Genomic DNA, 18,313 nt, shown 5'->3' with positions numbered 1-18,313 from the left:
GGGAGACTTTAATCCCTCTGGCTGGTTTTTAACTACACAAAACTGTCCCTCTCCGACTCTTAAGAGGAACAGACTTGCAACTTACGCAGAAAAAGGTTCGTTGACAGTTCACCTTAAAAGAAATCAGCCACCCAAGGAGAACTACCTGCAAATATTTGCGTAGCTGCTGAAATAGCTGTTTCCGTCCCATGCAGTTTTCCGGCTATTTGCAAATGGTAGGGAGCGAACAAACTTGTATATAGTGGTGCTAGTTCTCGGATATCTAACTGCAACTCACCCTTTCCACCTTTTGTAACTTCACCGCGTCCATTGGCAACAGAAAGGATGAATTTACCATTGTTTGCATCTAGCAAATTATCTTGAATATCCAAGTGCAATTCAGTTTTAATTCCCGAAGGATAACCCCGCATCTCCAGCGCCTTGACTACATCTACTACTCGGAGCATCCAACGCATCGTATTCTTAAGCTTGGCAGTTTGCTCTGGTAGCAGCAATGTCAAAGAATCAGTTACAGAACTTCTCCATCGCACGTGTTCAATTTGGGAGCGATGACTGGCAAGAAAAGACCAAAATGTTTGTGCAGCTGCAACTGTGAGAATTACCCAATCTTTGATTCGCAGGATTGCGCCATCCTCTTTTGAATGTTGACTGAAGAGGATGTAACCTTCGGGTTTCTCTTTAGTACCGATAAAATATGCGTAAAATGTTTCCTTCTCATCTGGTTGAATTAAGCGCTCCCAGATTGCTGGATGTCGGTCTAAATATCCATGCGTTTGTCTCGCCTGCTGCTGATATAGTTGATGAAAGACTTGATGATTGATACTGACTATTGGTTGCAAAGGTAGAGGTTGCTCTCGCACTTGGATACTTTTAGTAGGAACTTCCCAATTACACCAACTCCCCCCCTGCTCATACCCGACTTTTCGATACAGGGTTTGCGCGGCTGGATAAAGAGCAGAGAGCGGTATACCCCTAGCATAAAGTTCTTTGAGCGTCTGCTGCATGAGAGCGATCGCAGCTCCCGAACCGCGATACTCTGGAGCAATACCCACTGCGGCAATTCCTGTCATTGGTACACGCACACCACCCCACCACTGACCCATATCCAGAGTTGCCAATCCACCAACTAATTGCCCAAATCCGCGAATAATACGGAAATTTTCTACGCCAATGAGATTGATATAAGCTTCCTCGCCACCAACTCCGCTGATGAAACACTGCTCAAGGATATACATCAGCTGCTGAATATCCTGTGGATTGGCAAGAGTGCTGTATTCAAATTGAGCCGTCATCTTTCGTACCATTAGTAGGACAAAAACACAATCACACTACAGCAGATGTTGCCCTAATACTTGAGCAATTTCATCGCCATAAAGCCCCGGAATAGCCTCAATTATACTACTGCACGTTTGGTTTTAAATGTTGGAACACCTATACAGTTTCTTTGTGAAGCTGTATATATTTATCTCCCGCTACGCCTTCCCTCCAAAGCATCTTCATGGAGAATTGAAATTACACTGGTAAAAATTTTTAATGAGTTACTTCAGGAATGTTTATTCTATTTTTAGGGCGAGTTGCTCTTAACAAAGCATTTACAAAAAATATGTTAACAAGTTGGATTTACCTTATAATTGCAATCCTTTTTGAAGTTTCAGGCACAACTTGCATGAAATTATCGGAGGGATTTACTAAAATAGTTCCTTCAGTATTAATATTTGTCTTCTATGGACTTTGTTTTACTTTTTTGACCTTTGCCCTCAAGAGACTTGAAGTAAGTGTCGCCTATTCTGTCTGGGCTGGATTGGGAACTATTCTAGTAGCTCTTATTGGGATTATTTGGTTTCGGGAATCTGCGACATTAATCAAACTTGTGTCGATCTCCTTAATCATCATCGGGGTAATTGGGATCAACGCAAGTCAGTGAAGGGGGCAGGGGGCAGGGGGCAGGGGGGCAGCACTTCTCTACGAGAGGCTGCGCCAACGGCTACGCTCAGTGACCGAGGAGCAGGGGAGAGGGTTTGCAGATTTTATACAGCTTAGTATTGGTTAGTATTGGCTGCTTTAGCTAAACATTACTTAGGTAGCGGTGAACGAATTGAATGGCGATCGAACCTTCTCCGACACCGGATGCCACCCGTTTAATTGAGCCATAGCGGACATCTCCGGCTGCGAAGATTCCGGGAATGTTGGTTTCTAATAAGAAAGGAGAGCGTTCTAAAGACCAACCACGAGGAGATTTGCCATTATGCACTAAGTCTGGCCCTGTGATGATAAACCCCTGAGCATCGCGTTGAATAACGCCATCGAGCCAATCAGTTTTGGGGCTAGCACCGATGAAGATAAACAGCGATCGCGCCGACACGGTTTCGGTTTGTCCAGTGTTAGCATGGGCGATCGCAATTGCTTCTAAATGTTCCTCTCCCTTCACTTCTACGATGCTGCAACCCGTGCAAACTTTGATATTTTCAGTTGCGGCAATTTGGTCAATCAAATATTGAGACATACTTGATGCTAGTGACTCACCCCGCACTAACATAATCACTTTGCTGGCATACTTACAAAAGTGCATTGCTGCCTGTCCAGCAGAGTTTGCCCCGCCTACCAAGTAAACCTCTTCGTTGGTGCAAGCGATCGCTTCAGTCATCGCAGCACCGTAATAAATTCCTGCCCCTGTGAGCTTCTCTGCTCCTGGAACCTTTAGCCAACGGTAAGAAACGCCGGTTGCAACTAAAAGTGCATGGCAACTAATCTCGCTACCATCTGCTAATTGCAGAATCCGATAAGGATCTTCCAGTCTAACTCCAGTTACTACTTGAGGAGTGAGAATTTCTACCCCAAATCGCCGCGCTTGGGTGACTCCCCGCCTTGCTAAATCACTGCCACTCAAACCAATAGGAAACCCCAAGTAGTTCTCAATCCGCGAACTCGTACCAGCTTGTCCTCCTGGCGCTTCACGCTCAATTAAGACAGTACTCAATCCCTCAGAAGCACCATAGACTGCGGCGGCCAGTCCGGCAGGGCCAGCACCCACGATCGCTAAGTCATAGAAGGGTCGCTCTGCCTGAGTTTGCAGTCCAATTTTGGCGGCAATCTCTAAATTAGATGGTTGAATTAACCGGGAACCATCGGGAAACAACACCAATGGCAATTGCTGTCTGCCATCAGCTTGTGCGTATTCCACTAATTTTGCGGCATCCGGTTCCAGTTCAATATCTAACCACTTAAATGGAACCTGGTTACGTGCTAAAAAGTCTTTCACCTGATGTGAAAAAGGCGACCAGCGATTCCCAATGACTCGAATGCCTTCAAAGGGTGGGCGGAATCCAGCTAGCCAGTCATCTAGCAAATCATCCAAAACCGGATATAGCTTCTCTTCTGGTGGATTCCAGGGCTTGAGTAAGTAATAATCAAGTCTGGTACTATTAATCGATTTAATAGCAGCATCCGTATCTGCATAGGCCGTCAACAAGGCACGTTTCGCATCGGGAAAGATGTCTTTTGCCCGTTCCAGGAACTCCACGCCTCCCATTTGGGGCATACGTTGATCCACCAAAAATAGAGCAACTGCTTCATTCCGCAATTTTAGTTGCTGCACTACATCCAGAGCTGTGATACCTGAATCTGCCCGGACAATGCGGAAGCGATCGCCATACTGATGCCGCAAGTCTCGTGACACCGCTTGCAATACTTCTGGATCGTCATCGACGGTTAAAATTGCTGGTTTCGCCATAACTACTGTTACTTAACAATTGCAGTGTCTAGCCGTTGTCTTCAAAAATTTGTCGTTAAAATATCTACTGTTTAACCAGTTGCCTTAAACGAAAGTATGCCTCTTCTGGTGTCAGTGATTCCGATTGAGTTTCATTGGGTATATAAAATACCCACGTATCAGGAAAGTAATGCACCACAAAGCTGGGAATCAAACCCAAGCTTACTGCTTGCTTACCGAGTTTTTCAGTTTGTTCTTCTAAACTCAGTTGGTCATGAAATGAGTGTTCAGCCATACTTTTGCATCTCCCTGTACTTTATTTGACCCTGGAAGAAGGTTCAAAACCAGTATTGCACGAATCACCTTTGGGTGATTTATCATGTTCCAGAATCAGCTTGAGAATATTTTGGTAGTAAACCTAAATAATTTCAAATATGCTTTCGTAGAGAATCATAAAACTATTTGGGTCATTCAGGGTAACTGAAATTGGATTGAATCAGGCAACAGGGCATTGCTTACGAAATTATAAGTAAGTATGCGATCGCTCCAGCTTGCATGGGTATAGTGGTGGACAAAGTACAAGGGAGCCATAAAGGAACGATGATTGCGTCACCGATGACTCGCTAACGCTTCTCTACAAGACGCACTCGCGTTCGTTATCGGTGACGCTAGCTCCCAAAGCAGTTGAAAGACGGATAATTTATGTTGTCTCTCTGACTTGCCTCCAACTGTTGTCTTTTGGCACAAGCATTGTTGCTTGTCCTACCATCGCACCAACTTTAGAGAGAAAAGCTCAATTTCCACAAAATCGCAATGTTTATTTAAACCCCAATGGGAACAAATCTCTCCAATAGGCTAATTGTTGGCTGTAATGACTGGGCTTCAACAAATAGCGCACTTTGCTCATCAAAAGCAGTCCAATTTTGGTTATTGGATAAAGGCTCAGAAGCAACAATAACTTGGTTTGGCTGCTTGAGTTCATCATAAGACCAGTAAAGAGTAGGTGCTTGTGTGCGATAAGCATAGCGAATTGCTGCAACTGCTTGACCATCACTGACAATTACATTGGCACTAAAGCTGGTGTCGTGTTCTGATGCCAACTCAGTCAATTTTTGAAGTGTGGTATTTAATGCTGACAACAGAGTGCTGTCTGGAGACGACTGCCATATTTCCACTAGTAGGGCAAAGATGTGTTCAGAGTCAGTCGTACCTTTAATCAGGCGGTAAGTGGAATCAGAGAGGCTCTCACGTATTGGTCTACAAAGAGTTTGTTGAAAGTTTGATATCTCGCCATTATGCACAAACAAAAGTTTCCCACTACGAAATGGTTGACAATTGCTAATGTCGAGCGATTCACCTGTCCCAGCTAATCGGACATAGCCTACAGTACAACTGGATTGTACATAGTTGCTCAACTCTTCCAAATTCGGCTCGTTCCACAGCGGGATAGTATTTCGGTAAATAAAGGGTTTACCCATTTCGTCGTACCAGCCTACACCTACTCCGTCTCCACAAACTACTCCTGATTTTAATTCCAAAGGACTGTAACTTTGTTTGTAGAGCGAATGCTCTTGTTTATACAGCAACTCATCTAAAAGGATGGCGTTACCAAGATAGCCAATTAATCTACACATAAAAAACGATGTTGCTGAAAGAGTAAGAGAAATCAGTCACAAGCCCCGATAGAAATCGAACTTTTCAACTGGACAATTATTGCAAATCATTACTAATTTAACAAATATTGTTTATCTTGTGTATGTTTGATCTGTGACTTTAGTCATGGTTTTGTTGTCTTGCTAAAGATATAGAACAGAAGCTAAAGTAATATTTATTCCTTACCTTTGTTTGAGCTTGATTTGTGAATTATCCGTTCACATTCAAAGGATTTAGAGAACTATGCCAATTAAAAAACACATTAATCTTAATCAAGGATGTTTCCTTAATCCCGCAAATCAACAGATAGTTGTCAATTTAGCTAGTGAAGATATTTTAAATTTAATCACGCAAGAATTAAAAACTCGTTACTCTCCAGAAACTCAAAAAACTCTACTTGAGGAGAGTTCAAAATTATTACCTAATTTTGTATTTCAAGAATTATTACAACGCCAACAGCAGGTAGTAGATATTAACCCAGATAGTTTAATTGTCGTTAGCTGTCAGATAGCAGAGGCAGAAGTCGATGATTTGGGGTTTGATTTAAATGTCGAAGTATACTTTGTAGTTGGAGATACAAAAGGTCAAAACCATTTTCGGGCTAATCAAATAGTCCTGTGGTCGAATATATGGGGTGATGATGAACAGCCTTTTGATTTAGAAGATGAACTAGGTGAACAATTCTGGACAAGTTATCAAATTCAGTTGCTTTTTGATGAAAAAGAACAGCAAACAATTGAACTGGAACTATCACAAACAGATGATTATGCCGCGAGGTTAGAATTTTACCCATCACTAAAAAGATTTTCATCATCCATAGTTCCCTTCACGGATAATGATTTATAAAAATTACTATCCGCACATACAGTGAATGTAAATTAATCATTTACAGATTTACAGCAGAATTCAGAATGGGCTGCGCTAACAGGAGTAAAACACGGTTTATATCTGGGTAACAGACTTAGCTTGTGTACCTCACCAACTTGAAATATGCTGTATATTCACTGAGAATTTTATTTTTTGGAAGTTCCCTTTTAAAAAGATGAAGTCTTCACTTCAATCCCTCCTATATCCTCATTGTGGTTCGATAATTGAACCCATAAACAAAATGTTTCCCGTCTGATTATCCCTGATGGCACAGAAGAAAGGACGATCGACAATCATTCGGAATGGTTCTGGTTCTTGTCTCGCAGATGTTGCTACTATTCTCACTGAAGTAGCCGCCGCCGCTTCAGTGCCTTCTTCGTTCACTTCGACAAAAGTTTTATGCTTAACTTGGCTAATGGCAAAATTTTTACCCATGCCAGAAAAATTGGCTTTGTTGCTGAAAGCCTCCCCCATACCTAAAGTTTTTAAAGCATCATTGAGTGTAATATCGTAATCTGTTTTGAAACGGGGTAGGCGAATAAACCCTTTTTGATTGTTGAACTGAGTCATCCATTTTTCCCAGTTCTCAACATTCAAGTTTTGATAAAACGCTTTGAGGTTAGAATTCTTTTTGGGTAAGAAGATATAAAAACTTGTCTTACCATCTTTTCCATAAGGTAAACTTACTGCCTGAAACTTTTCGCTTTCATAGTATCTATAATCACCCTTCTGTGACATCATTGGGTGTTGTTTCTGCCTACCAGATGTGATGTAAAAAGGGTATGGAGCAGTTTCTTTCTTGTCAAACTCGTTAGTCCAATTACCTTTAAAATATATGGCATTAATCAGAAATAATACCTGATTTGGTTCAATTTTTTCAACTATTTTAGTAATTTTGCCGTTAGTATTTTCTTTGACCCAGTTATTGATAATACTAGAGGCGGCGGCATCTTGAAAGTTTAAATTGCTGACTTTGGCTTGATAGAAGTCCTGGGTTATTTTGAGAAAGTCTGGTGCAAAGCTAACATTTTGATTTGCCCAAAGTGAGTTAGCAATTTTCAATTGCACTTTTGCATCTGAATTGTCTAAAAGCTGTTGTAATACCGCCGCATAAGAAGAGTTGATTTCTGGTAGATTCATCCCCTGTAATTCTAGGGTTTTTGCCATTGCTTGTTGAGTCGAGCCGCTAGCGCCGTTGTAAGTCATAGCAAGAGCGATCGCAACAGTCGAAGGTGAGATAAAAATATTCTTCTCATCCCGATCGTTTTTCAGAACTTCTGAAAATAGTTTGAAGCCAAACTTATTGCTAGCCTCAACTATTTTTGTATCAGTGTTGGCTGTTTTTTTTTGCAATGGAGTTTCTGGTTGAGGTAAACTAGATTGGGCAAGGGCACTTTTATTACTATCGACTTGAGAACACCCTAATACACTGAATAAAACGACACTTGCAGCTGCCAGAGCATAACGTCTACCTAGACTCACACCGTAACGTCTTTGCAGGAAATTTTCTTTTGCATCACTCAATTTATGGCGATTCATTCTGCTACCTCACTTGCCAAAGATTCCCGATTTGTGCTCAGATTTGACGCAGATACTGTGTCAATGATTAACTATTGCATTTACTCCAATAGAAAAATGGGACTGTTACAGTTTTCGTAACAGCAAATTAGTAGCTCAGAGTAATTAAACACAACTTGTGGAGTTGCTAATTCCTTATTGAGACGGCTATACAGACAACTTATAAAAAATTTTGATTTCTAAGAATTTTTATCTTTACGTATAAACGTATTGTAAGCTACGTAATCATAAAATAACCACTTCTGTGAGGTTTTTATAGATCGAATAAGGTTTCTCAGTGGCATGAAATCTCGTTCCCATACGGAGCATGGGAACGAGAAAAACGCTGTAATTTTACACAGATATTTGTGCTAACTTATTTCAATTAATAGGTACACTCCACCAAGCTAAACTGTAGGGTTGAGTCGCTTCATTGAGCTTTTGACGAAACTGGACACGGATTTTGTAATTGCCAGTAGCAGTAACGGGGCAGAAAATATGTTCTACACTATCAATTTGGCTGATTGAGGAGCAAACAGCACCAGCATCTGAATTTTGAGCATCAGCTTTTACTAAGTATAGGTCGAGATTATTTAAGCCGCGATCGCGAAAATTTTCGCCTACGTCATATTGCTGGTTTTTATTTTTATCGTTGAGTTCTACCAATCGATCCCAACTCAGGGTGACAGCAACAAAACTTCCCTGCTTTAAGGGTTTTGCTAATATATAGTCAACAGATGCTCCAACATCAACTGTGCGATAATCCCAACCAATAGCCGGCACCGCAGCTGATGCTTGCCATTGACCAGCATTAAATTGCTGATAAGCGCGAAATGCGTTCAAATGGCCCGCTCCCATTTGGGCATCTAAGGGAATCTTTGGATCTTTATAAGCATCAGAATCTAGCCAGTTTTGATTTTGTTTATCAATTAGCGTCCGAGTCATTCCCAACTTTAAGCCATCGCCGCTATCTAGAAGTTTATCTGCTGAATTCAGCAATACAGCTTTCATCACTTGATGACGCCGAGAATCAATACTCCAGTGGGGTTGTTTTGTCCGCATCTGTCGGTCTGCAAGTTCCTGCAACAGAGCAACAGTAGCCGTAACTTGAGGCGCGGCAAAACTTGTACCTGTAACCTTGTTCAATTTGCCATCTGGATTGAGCAAAGGAATATTATTACCAGGAGCAACTAAACTGATAGCGCGACGTCCATCAAGGTCAAATTCCCTTCCAGCTAGTCTTCCATTCACCCCTTGGTTAACACCCGCCAGATTAGCCACGTCTACTTTGTTAAAAACTCCCCCTCGGCGGGATGAAAAAGCCACGTTTATGCCGTTAAAATTATCTGTAGGAATAGGAATACCGCCTTTCCCCTGGTTGCCAGCGATCGCATACAAAACATCATGAGCGCGACTAGACCAGTCAACACATAAAGTTAGTAAAGCATTGCCGTCTAAAGTAGCTTCCGGGCGAGGATCGCGGCTCAGAGGTTCCCCAAAGCTAAAGTTAATCGCACGGACATCGCCTCCATTTTGCAGCGCTATGTGCTGTGCCGACAAACACTCCTCTGGCTGACCCATGTTTTTAGTGGAACCGACTGCTGATGAATACAATCGCGCTCCCGGCGCAACTCCTGGCAAAGCTTTGTCTTGACTCACCATCACACCAGCGACATTGTAGGCGTGGGGGTCAACACCAGTATTAGACTTAGCTGGACCATTGCGTAAGAAAACCGCCGCTAAAGATATGGCACGATTTTTAGACACCGCCTTATCCCACCCAAACATTCCCGGCCGGCCAATTTCCACTTGACCAATAGCAATCTTACGACCGATTAAATTATAAGGAGATTTGTGTAGCTTCAGAGCATCAATGCCATTAGTTCCTAGTGCAGATTCTAAGGCTGAAGCAATTACTGGCGCACTCAGACAAGAAGCAGTTAATCCCCAAAATATCCAGGTTAGTTTTTTAATCATTAGTTATTAGTCATTGGTCATTAGTCATTAGTCATTTGTCATTTGTCATTGGGTATGGTGAAGAGGACAACAAGATAAGGGGATCTAACTTTCGTCTCCTTGTCTCCTCTGCTCCTCGGTCACTGAGCGTAGCCGTTGGCGCAGCCTCTCGTAGAGAAGTGCTGCCTCCCCACTCTCCAAAAAACCGGGATCAAAATTATGAGTCTTGTTCAATGTTTTGTTACAATGCGTACAGACGAGGACGCTTAAAAACCCACTAGCCATGACCCAAAACCTATCTCAAAAGCCCATTGTAATTTCTCCATCTATCCTATCAGCCGATTTTAGTCGCTTGGGTGACGAAATTCGTGCCGTAGACGCAGCTGGAGCGGATTGGATTCATGTTGATGTCATGGATGGTCGTTTTGTACCTAATATTACGATAGGCCCTCTGATTGTGGAGGCGATTCGTCCGATTACAACCAAGCCTCTGGATGTCCATTTGATGATTGTGGAGCCAGAAAAATATGTAGAGGGATTTGCTAAGGCGGGTGCTGATATTATCTCCGTACACTGCGAGCATAACGCTTCCCCACACCTGCACCGCACCTTAGGGCAAATAAAAGAGCTTGGCAAAAAAGCTGGTGTTGTACTTAATCCTGGTACTCCTCTAGAGCTAATTGAATATGTTCTAGATTTGTGCGATTTAGTACTAATTATGAGCGTCAACCCTGGTTTTGGTGGTCAAAGCTTTATCCCTGGTGTATTACCCAAAATCCGCAAGCTGCGCCAAATGTGTGATGAGCGTGGTCTTGACCCCTGGATTGAAGTGGATGGGGGACTGAAGGCAAATAATACCTGGCAAGTTTTGGAAGCGGGAGCCAATGCCATCGTCGCCGGTTCAGCTGTGTTTAACGCAAAAGATTATGCTGAGGCTATTACAGCAATTCGCAACAGCAAGAGTCCTACCCCAGAATTAGCCAAGGTTTAATTCATTTTTGAATTAATCAATCATTAAACATGGAAGTGAAAAAGAATGTAGAGACGTAGCGGTGCTACGTCTCTACAAGGGTTATAGATTAATTTCACCCTAGTCTTCACAAAAAATAAGGTGGGCAAATTGCCTACCTTATTTATTTTTATATACAGATAAAAAACTGGAAGCTATTCAAGTTTTGAACTTCCAGTAGTTGCTATATAAATTGAAAGTTTAGAAACCAAAGATAATCCAGGTTGGGAGGACTAGGATTACAGTAGTCGAAAGAGAAGCGTATGAGCTACTAGTTCTACCAGCCAAGGACAACAATTTCACCGTAACTTTTCTATTTCCGTTCCTAGAATTGATGTTAAGCGTTTGCTTTATTAACTAAAGCAACATCAACCACAGGATAGAAAGTTTTATCAGCATTACTCGCACTGTCTGCAGTCAGTGAAAGCTGTGTAAAATTTGGATTGGGGGAATCCACCTCGCCAAATTCTCTTTGCTCAGACTTCCTCAGAAAAAGAACCACCAGTAGTAACAGTTGGATTATTGGTCTTGGTCTAGGAGTTATTTACTCCATGAAATGCTGACTACTTTGGTAATCAGTTTGATTTATTTCATAGTTAGAACTAATCGTTGATTTTATTTTTTAAATTAACTTGCTTGCCAAATCACCTCTATTTTGGTTTAAGTTGTAGTTGTTATTAGTTTACCAATATAATTAATATATATTTGCCATTTTGGCAGATTTTTGCAAAATATTATCAAATTCATGACTGCTATAGAAAACCTGTCATGCTAGGAATTTCCAATTAGCATAACAGGCTTTCAGATCATCAATCAACTTTAGAGCAGAATCTATTGATTCCAAATACTTTTTAATTGAATCCACAGGATTTCAAGGAAATGTCTTGAACATTTTCTGGTTTTAATGGCGATTTGCTTGATTGATGGTCGTTAATTTGCTGTGTCAATCTCTGATCTAAACTACCAGCACGGATTTCTGCTTTTTGCTTTCTAACTACTTCGAGATAAGCTACGTCTTTACTTTTGCTGAAGCAGCTTGACGAAGCATTATTATCAGACTGGGAATTATGAGTGTGTTTCAGCATTTTTAGATTTTCACTTTGCTGTTGTTTTGCCCTATCGGCTTGAGAGTTCTCTTTGAGCAATCGATTGTAGGTGCGATATGGAATGTAATGCAAAGGATTATAACCACCAAATCGCAGCATTAAAACACATGCCCAGGAATACTTTCCAGCAAGAATTGCTTCAACTACTTTGTCAAATTGTTGAGCTTTCACTGTCTTATCTAAGTTACTACTAATACCAGCAAGGTCTTGATTCATCATAGTGTTTAGTTATTTTGGGTGAAGTAAACTATGTTCTTCTCTGCGATTGTTGATGTTTCAATTGAGGTGTACAAACTGCACTAGCCTTTTTGCAAATCTTGAATTGCTTGTGGCAAATTATCAGCAGTGGAGCGGTGTTTGATGTTTACAAGGGATAAAAATCCCTAAGCAAATAAATTTTCTTGGTTCACACGCTTATATTTCTTACTACTGTTGGATTAGGCAATTTCCGGGAAGTTTGCATATTCTTTTAGACTAATAGAGAAAATATATTTATCTTTGAGCGTTAACAACCCCATTCGTATTTATACTATTTTTTGTCGTTGCTGTCATCTACTAATCTAGTATATTTATAGGTCAAATTTACTGAATATATTCCTATACTTACTTGTGTATTGTGCAGCTTTTAGTTTTGTCATCTTTTGCTAATTCTTGAGGGGGTCTTACCCCTCACCCAATATCATTTTAAAACATTTATTATTGTCGAGTAACTAGAAAACAATACCATTAAATAAAATGTAAAACAAGTTGTATAAATATTAGTCGAGAGAGAATAAACCCTTTCATAGCAATAGGATTGAACTTATTTTTCAATAAGTTCGATTAGACAGTAATACTTATTAGACTTCTCTTTATTGGTTTGCAAAGACTACAGCTTTAGAGTATCTAAATATAATCGCTGTCAACTGATTACGAATATTTCATAACGAGCAGCTAGTCATTATAAAATAGACCAGTTGTAAAAGTAAATTACTGGTTAGGGATAATATAAATAGATAGTTATAACGAGCCTTAATTGAGTCAATAAAAATATCCGCAAATGGATAAGTTGACTCAAAAAGTTTCGCAGGTTAAGTCTGTACAATATTAGAGAATTTAAGAATAGATATAAAGCTAATTAACACAGAATATTATTAAGTTGATTCAGCAAAAAATTCTAGATGATATGAATATTTAACAGATTTATAGAATTGAGATTACAAATTTAGTGGCAATTGAGCTAAATGGTGGTATGAGCAAGACCAAAAATCAATATGCGATCGCCTTTATCTCTTCAGACAACTACGCAATGAATTATTTGACAATGAGCTATCCAAGGGTTATAATATGAGTCCAGCTTACTCAGACTAGTCCTTACTGATAGCGCTTCACATCCTGAAGTTTGGACTGCTTCTACTAAAGGCTGGTGAAATGCACCTGTAAAATTTACTGGCGTTAAGTTATGCAAACTGTAGGGGTTTAAGCGTATGCACTAGTGTCGGCTAATCATTGCCAAACACGCAGTGCCACAATCTGATTAACTTTGCTGTTGAGTAAAGGAATAGGCACGTCATAACCTAGTTTTTGATTGTGAACGTAGTCTGGGCAGCATTAGCAATATTTATAGCTAAAGCTAGTAATATTTGCATTTTTTGAAACAGTAGTCTTAAATTCTCAATGCTTCGACTCTTACCATTACTGAAATTTTCCTTCGCTTCCGGAAACACTCGGAAAATAAAATCGCAAACCTAAAGTCTGCTTTCTCAGATGAAGACAGGTTAAATTTGCTAGATACACACATCTGTCATAGGTGCCAACTTAAGGTAGAAGTTATTTAAGAGTAAGGGTTTTAGGGTTGCTTGCCCTCATCCCCTAACCCCTTCTCCCATATTGGGACGAAGGGGAACTGGAGAATTCGCTTCCTTCTGCTAGTTTTCAGAGAGGGGCTGGGGGTAAAACTTATACATTCAGAAGATTTCAGCTTAAGTTGACACCCATGACATCTACGTGTGTTGCATCAAAATGAGAACCGCTTTGATAATCAATTAATAACTAAGTAAATTCCCCAAATCGCCATTGGCCGCAGGTAAGTGCTAGCGCGGAAAGTACCAGTTGCGGTGATAGCTTCCGGCGTGCGAAATTGCAGACCATTTTCATAAATTTGCTGCACCACAGCTTGCGTCAACCTCAACGCTTCGTCTTTCATTCCCATCTGCACGAGAAAAGCCGCCAGCCCAAAATTTATCCCCGTCCAAACTTCTAAGGGATGAGTAGCTTTGGGATTTTCTGGTGAACCATCACGACGAACACCATTAGCAGCACCAAACTCACCATTACAGAATTTCAAAAAGCAAGCATCATAAACAGTTTTCAGCGCAGAGAGGGCGCGATCGCTTGGTACAATATCAGGTAAGTCCAGTAGTCGGGCGTAAAATTGTCCGCACAATTGATCTGCCATCACCACATCCGAACCACTTTTACTATCAAGTCGGTAATATTCCCCATTCCAAAGTTTTTCTTGGTAAATAGGAAGAGATTGTTGTAACCAAGTTTCATAAGTGGATTTTTGCGCCGCCAACTCTGTTGTGTTACCTGTCTGGTAAGTTAATAAAATATCGCTAATTGCGATCGCAGCTTCTAACGCTGCCAACCACAACCCACCACAATAGGCGCTGACACCTTGTAACCGCCAATCATCAAAGGTTTGGTCAGGCGCGCCAGAATTTTCAGGAATCCCATCGCCATCAATGTCAAAAGTTTTCAGGTAGTCGAGGGTTTGAACGATCGCATTCCAGCAATCTGCCAAGAATTCCACATCGTCAGCACCCGTGAGCAAAAAATCACGGTATACTTGCAGGACAAAATCACTACCTAAATCTTTCCATAAATTACAGTCTTGATAGCTGGTGTAGTTGGTTTTCTCCCAAACGTGTTCGTTGGGTGCGCCTAAATCGTGGGGTGTTGCACCTGCAACTTTGCGAACTGCAATCGGGCTTTCTGCCTTGATTGTCATGTAATAGCCAATTATTCGGGGAGTATCATCACTTTGAGGAATCGCCCGTGCAAATGCCCGAATCACCGACTTTTCTAATTCTGGAAACAGCATTAGCAGGGCAAAAGAGCCATACAACCGTACATCGAGACTTTCGTACCAACGGTAATCTAAGCACTCTAGCACCGCAAACTGACCGATGGGGTCAAGTTCTGATGCTGCACTCCAGAGAGTACCGCCGCTGGTGAGATCGTAAAGCTCATTAAATAGAGCCATTTTAAACCAGTTGGGTAAATCTTCGCGGTCGATAATGGGTTTTTGCCAACTTTGAATTTGCGATCGCCAGGTTTGGTATTCTTGTAATGCAGTAGATGCGATCGCCCAAGCGTTGTTGCCATTTTTACCAAAAAAGTCTGTATATCTGCGGTAATAATTGACTCCAGCTGCAAATTCTGTTATCGGTAAATCCCAAGCGAGGACAAAGGGGATTTCGAGAGTTTCGCCTGGTTGGAGAGTGAAACGGATTGCGATGCCTGCGGCCGGCGTAGCCATCGCAGCCCCTAATTGTGTATTCTCTGTTGCTGGAGTAGTATCAACATAATTGGGCAAAGAGCCATCTTTAGCAAAACTTTGCCATATTTCCTCACCCGTCCCTTCAGGATTCCAGCGGCTATGATGAAATACTTCCACTTGGGGATGTTTCAGCGTCGCAATACACCAAGTTCCGTCGCCTTCTTGCAAAGGTTCATTACTACCAACCCGACCTAAAACACAGCCAAACTGTTGTGTATTTTCAACTATTTGGTTGTAGTTTCCTTGACTTTCGCCCCAGCGCGGTTGGTATTCGTAAACCGGACTACCATCATCGCGTACCCGCACTTCGGGAGATTTGAGAGCGTTTGTAAACCAGCCCACCATATTTTGCCAAGTGAGCATAATGCTGAGAGTAATCGGTGCATCTGTGGAATTATGAGCATTCCAGAGGAATATCGCCACAGGGTAGCTAGTTTCTTGGTAATTCCCTGCCCAGACTGGGGAAAATTGCTCACAAGTCAACTGTGCTTGGAATATATTTTCATACACAAACCAGCTACGTGGATATAGCGCGTGATAATTACCCGTCCCCTCTGTGTCGGGAGGTGTCGGATACCACTGCCACGCTTTGAGAGTGCCATCATCGGGCGCTTGCGTAGATAAAGCGTAGGCTTGGAAAGATGTGCTATTGGATTCAAACACACTGAACTGACAAGCGGGAATGTTTTTGAAGGTATGCTCACCGCCGTCGATGTGCCATAGGTTAAAGTCTCCCCGTGAAGAACGGCCGATGCAACCTGCACCAAAGCCACCTAAAGGCATACCATGCCAAGGACCATCATCAATATTACTTGCATAGCGGACAGTATAAGGTTTGTCCCAACCTAAGCCGATGGGACGGCTCCAAGTACAAGAGGGAATTTCTGGAGAGAGTTGATTTGTCATCGCCTAATGTTACAGCGTGCAGTTACGTCAATGAAGACTAGCGCGATGTGAGATTTTTCTCAAGGTAGTAGCACGGTAATGCCCATTTATATCCAATACTTCTCGCTTTGTGCATTTTTTATTCGGAATCGGGTTTTGGGAAAAGGTTAAGGGGTAAGGCTTAAAAGTTTTTTCTTTTCCTTTTCCCTTTAACCGATAAGTATTGCATTGGTGTCAACTTAAGCTGAAATTTTCTAACTAGTCGTAGCCAGCCCTCAGACATCGCTCACGTAATTACTACCGAACTATAAAGTATAGAGCTTATCCCAGTCACTAAGACTTTAATATTTTGCTTCTACTGCGTATTGCTTAACTGCTACTGGAATTTTCAATCTAAAGTTTTTAACTCTAGTGGGTAAATAACTCGTTAATTTGGGTACTTTAAAGCACAGAGGTAATTTTCTCAATAGTTTTAACAAAACAAGATGACACAATACGCCCTTGTGGTTGAAATTGCTCAGAATGACAACAGTTTCGGCAGCCTGACTAAACCTATTGATGATGCAGAGGCTGTGGTTAACACAGAAAAATTTTTGCTGGTGGTAGATGAGTTTGGGGAAGTATCTACAGTTTGTATAGATAAGGAAGAACGGCAGAAATTTATTGAACTATTGACTGGGGTAGTAGAGATTCATGATTCGCGGTTAGCAGTTGTAATTACCATGCGAGGTGATTTTCTTCAATCCTGTTTAGATAATCCTTCTCTGACTCACCTGATTCAAACCCCAGTAGTTGTTATACCGCCCTTAACTGGAGTTGATTTAAAGGAGACAATTGCCAAACCTACCAAGCTTCAGGTTCATAGTGTTGAAGAAACAGGAGCATTAAAAATTCTCCAAAATCTTCAACAAGAACCAGGAAATTTGCCATTGTTAGAGTTTGCCTTAACTAAACTCTGGGAGAAACGTGAGCAAAAGAAACATCAACTTACCCAAGAAGAGTATGAAAAGTTGGGAGGATTAACTGCGGTATTAAATCTCCATGCAGAAAATGTTTATCACTACCAAGATTATGAGCAAGAATACCCAACTCAAGAACGCAGTCAGCAAGAAAAAGAATGGATTAAGCAGATTTTTCTGCGGTTAGTGCGAACGGGAGAGGGAGAAAAGGATACCCAACAGTGCCAACCAAAAGCCACATTATTAAATATTGCAGGTGATGATGCCAATCAACAGCAACAACTTAGTGAGTTACTAGATGGTGAAGCGGGATTGGTTAAGGGACGCTTATTAGTTACTGGGAAAGATGAAAAAGGAGAAGTCTGGATTGATTTAGCCCATGAAGCTTTAATTGAAAATTGGCAGCAGTTTGCCCAGTGGCGACAACAAGACCGAGACTTGCGACCGTTGAGCGAGACATTAGAAAATACCCGACGGGAATGGTTGAACGAAAGACCAGATGACAAATATTTAATGGAAAAGGGATTGCTGGGCCAAGTGAGGGATAGCTGGCAACAATTGCAGCCCGATTTGCAATCACCCCAACAAGATGAGGATTTTTACCAGCGTAGCGATGCCGATGACAAAGACCGGATTGCCGAGATGGAAAGGGCGCTTACTGAATCTCAGTTACGAGAGAAAGCGGCTAGAGTAGACGATTTATTGCCCTTACAACCCCTAGATAGTCTAGTTTTGGCAATTCAAGCTATGGGGGAGAATCAAGAGAAACTACCCCAGCAGATTCTTGCATCAGTTCAAAACAGTTTGAATCGGGTGGTGAATAAAGCAAGAGTCTCGATTCCCTTCTGTGGTCATCAGGGTAATGTCTCTTCTGTCGCTATCAGCGCTGATGGGCAGACGATTGTCAGTGGTGGTGCTGATGGTACGGTGCGGTTGTGGAATTACCAAGGTCTTTCCTTAGGTGAACCTTTGCGTGGTCATCAGGGTAATGTCTCTTCTGTCGCTATCAGCGCTGATGGGCAGACGATTGTCAGTGGTGGTGCTGATGGTACGGTGCGGTTGTGGAAT

Annotated in this window: 12 protein-coding genes; 4 read left to right on the top strand and 8 right to left on the bottom strand. The window is 41.6% G+C overall.

Translation table 11 applies throughout. The features are described from left to right. Positions 1–113: 113 nt before the first annotated feature. Positions 114–1,292 (bottom strand): GNAT family N-acetyltransferase, encoded by a 1,179-nt coding sequence (locus V7K44_RS16245; RefSeq protein ID WP_334932979.1) that lies wholly within the window; start codon positions 1,290–1,292, stop codon positions 114–116. Positions 1,293–1,603: 311 nt separating this feature from the next. Here V7K44_RS16245 and V7K44_RS16240 point away from each other — a divergent pair, with 311 nt between their 5' ends. Further along, positions 1,604–1,924: a DMT family transporter gene (locus tag V7K44_RS16240; protein WP_292737902.1), complete on the top strand. Its 321-nt coding sequence runs from the start codon at positions 1,604–1,606 to the stop codon at positions 1,922–1,924. A gap of 141 nt (positions 1,925–2,065) precedes the next feature. Here V7K44_RS16240 and V7K44_RS16235 read toward each other — a convergent pair whose 3' ends face one another. From V7K44_RS16235 to egtC, 3 genes are all read right to left on the bottom strand, one after another. Further along, positions 2,066–3,730 (bottom strand): FAD-dependent oxidoreductase, encoded by a 1,665-nt coding sequence (locus tag V7K44_RS16235; RefSeq protein WP_334932978.1) that lies wholly within the window; start codon positions 3,728–3,730, stop codon positions 2,066–2,068. 64 nt (positions 3,731–3,794) lie between these two features. Beyond that, positions 3,795–4,004: a hypothetical protein gene (locus tag V7K44_RS16230; RefSeq protein ID WP_334932977.1), complete on the bottom strand. Its 210-nt coding sequence runs from the start codon at positions 4,002–4,004 to the stop codon at positions 3,795–3,797. A gap of 526 nt (positions 4,005–4,530) precedes the next feature. Beyond that, positions 4,531–5,343, bottom strand: coding sequence for an ergothioneine biosynthesis protein EgtC (gene egtC / locus V7K44_RS16225; RefSeq protein ID WP_334932976.1), 813 nt, complete (start codon positions 5,341–5,343; stop codon positions 4,531–4,533). A gap of 262 nt (positions 5,344–5,605) precedes the next feature. Here egtC and V7K44_RS16220 point away from each other — a divergent pair, with 262 nt between their 5' ends. Continuing rightward, a complete protein-coding gene (locus tag V7K44_RS16220) occupies positions 5,606–6,208 on the top strand; it encodes a hypothetical protein (RefSeq protein ID WP_334932975.1) in 603 nt (200 codons plus the stop codon). A gap of 228 nt (positions 6,209–6,436) precedes the next feature. On the opposite strand, the gene V7K44_RS16215 is transcribed toward V7K44_RS16220, so the two are convergent. Both V7K44_RS16215 and V7K44_RS16210 read right to left on the bottom strand, forming a co-directional pair. Further along, the gene (locus V7K44_RS16215) at positions 6,437–7,768 is read right to left on the bottom strand and encodes a serpin family protein (protein ID WP_334932974.1); all 1,332 of its coding nucleotides are present in this window, start codon (positions 7,766–7,768) and stop codon (positions 6,437–6,439) included. Positions 7,769–8,167: 399 nt separating this feature from the next. Then, a complete protein-coding gene (locus V7K44_RS16210) occupies positions 8,168–9,763 on the bottom strand; it encodes a S8 family serine peptidase (protein WP_334932973.1) in 1,596 nt (531 codons plus the stop codon). A gap of 262 nt (positions 9,764–10,025) precedes the next feature. Between V7K44_RS16210 and rpe the strand changes: the two genes are divergently transcribed. Further along, positions 10,026–10,733 (top strand): ribulose-phosphate 3-epimerase, encoded by a 708-nt coding sequence (gene rpe / locus V7K44_RS16205; protein ID WP_094349276.1) that lies wholly within the window; start codon positions 10,026–10,028, stop codon positions 10,731–10,733. Between the two features lie 869 nt (positions 10,734–11,602). Here the strand turns inward: rpe and V7K44_RS16200 are convergent. Both V7K44_RS16200 and V7K44_RS16195 read right to left on the bottom strand, forming a co-directional pair. Then, entirely contained in the window at positions 11,603–12,073 is a 471-nt protein-coding gene (locus tag V7K44_RS16200) for a HetP family heterocyst commitment protein (RefSeq protein WP_334932998.1), read from the bottom strand. Positions 12,074–13,877: 1,804 nt separating this feature from the next. After that, the gene (locus tag V7K44_RS16195; RefSeq protein ID WP_334932972.1) at positions 13,878–16,307 is read right to left on the bottom strand and encodes a GH116 family glycosyl hydrolase; all 2,430 of its coding nucleotides are present in this window, start codon (positions 16,305–16,307) and stop codon (positions 13,878–13,880) included. Between the two features lie 464 nt (positions 16,308–16,771). Between V7K44_RS16195 and V7K44_RS16190 the strand changes: the two genes are divergently transcribed. Further along, the coding region (locus tag V7K44_RS16190; protein WP_442940697.1) for a WD40 repeat domain-containing protein at positions 16,772–18,313 on the top strand (1,542 nt) is incomplete at its 3' end.

This window comes from Nostoc sp. (assembly GCF_036917235.1).
Taxonomy (GTDB): domain Bacteria; phylum Cyanobacteriota; class Cyanobacteriia; order Cyanobacteriales; family Nostocaceae; genus Nostoc.
This window is presented reverse-complemented; position numbering and strand designations above follow the sequence as displayed.

What these genes read in the sequence shown, in the direction of transcription:
- V7K44_RS16245 (WP_334932979.1), bottom strand. Translation starts at nt 1,292, where the DNA reads ATGACGGCTCAATTTGAATACAGCACTCTTGCCAATCCACAGGATATT.
- V7K44_RS16220 (WP_334932975.1), top strand. Translation starts at nt 5,606, where the DNA reads ATGCCAATTAAAAAACACATTAATCTTAATCAAGGATGTTTCCTTAAT.
- V7K44_RS16240 (WP_292737902.1), top strand. Translation starts at nt 1,604, where the DNA reads ATGTTAACAAGTTGGATTTACCTTATAATTGCAATCCTTTTTGAAGTT.
- egtC (WP_334932976.1), bottom strand. Translation starts at nt 5,343, where the DNA reads ATGTGTAGATTAATTGGCTATCTTGGTAACGCCATCCTTTTAGATGAG.
- V7K44_RS16210 (WP_334932973.1), bottom strand. Translation starts at nt 9,763, where the DNA reads ATGATTAAAAAACTAACCTGGATATTTTGGGGATTAACTGCTTCTTGT.
- V7K44_RS16200 (WP_334932998.1), bottom strand. Translation starts at nt 12,073, where the DNA reads ATGAATCAAGACCTTGCTGGTATTAGTAGTAACTTAGATAAGACAGTG.
- V7K44_RS16235 (WP_334932978.1), bottom strand. Translation starts at nt 3,730, where the DNA reads ATGGCGAAACCAGCAATTTTAACCGTCGATGACGATCCAGAAGTATTG.
- V7K44_RS16195 (WP_334932972.1), bottom strand. Translation starts at nt 16,307, where the DNA reads ATGACAAATCAACTCTCTCCAGAAATTCCCTCTTGTACTTGGAGCCGT.
- V7K44_RS16215 (WP_334932974.1), bottom strand. Translation starts at nt 7,768, where the DNA reads ATGAATCGCCATAAATTGAGTGATGCAAAAGAAAATTTCCTGCAAAGA.
- rpe (WP_094349276.1), top strand. Translation starts at nt 10,026, where the DNA reads ATGACCCAAAACCTATCTCAAAAGCCCATTGTAATTTCTCCATCTATC.
- V7K44_RS16230 (WP_334932977.1), bottom strand. Translation starts at nt 4,004, where the DNA reads ATGGCTGAACACTCATTTCATGACCAACTGAGTTTAGAAGAACAAACT.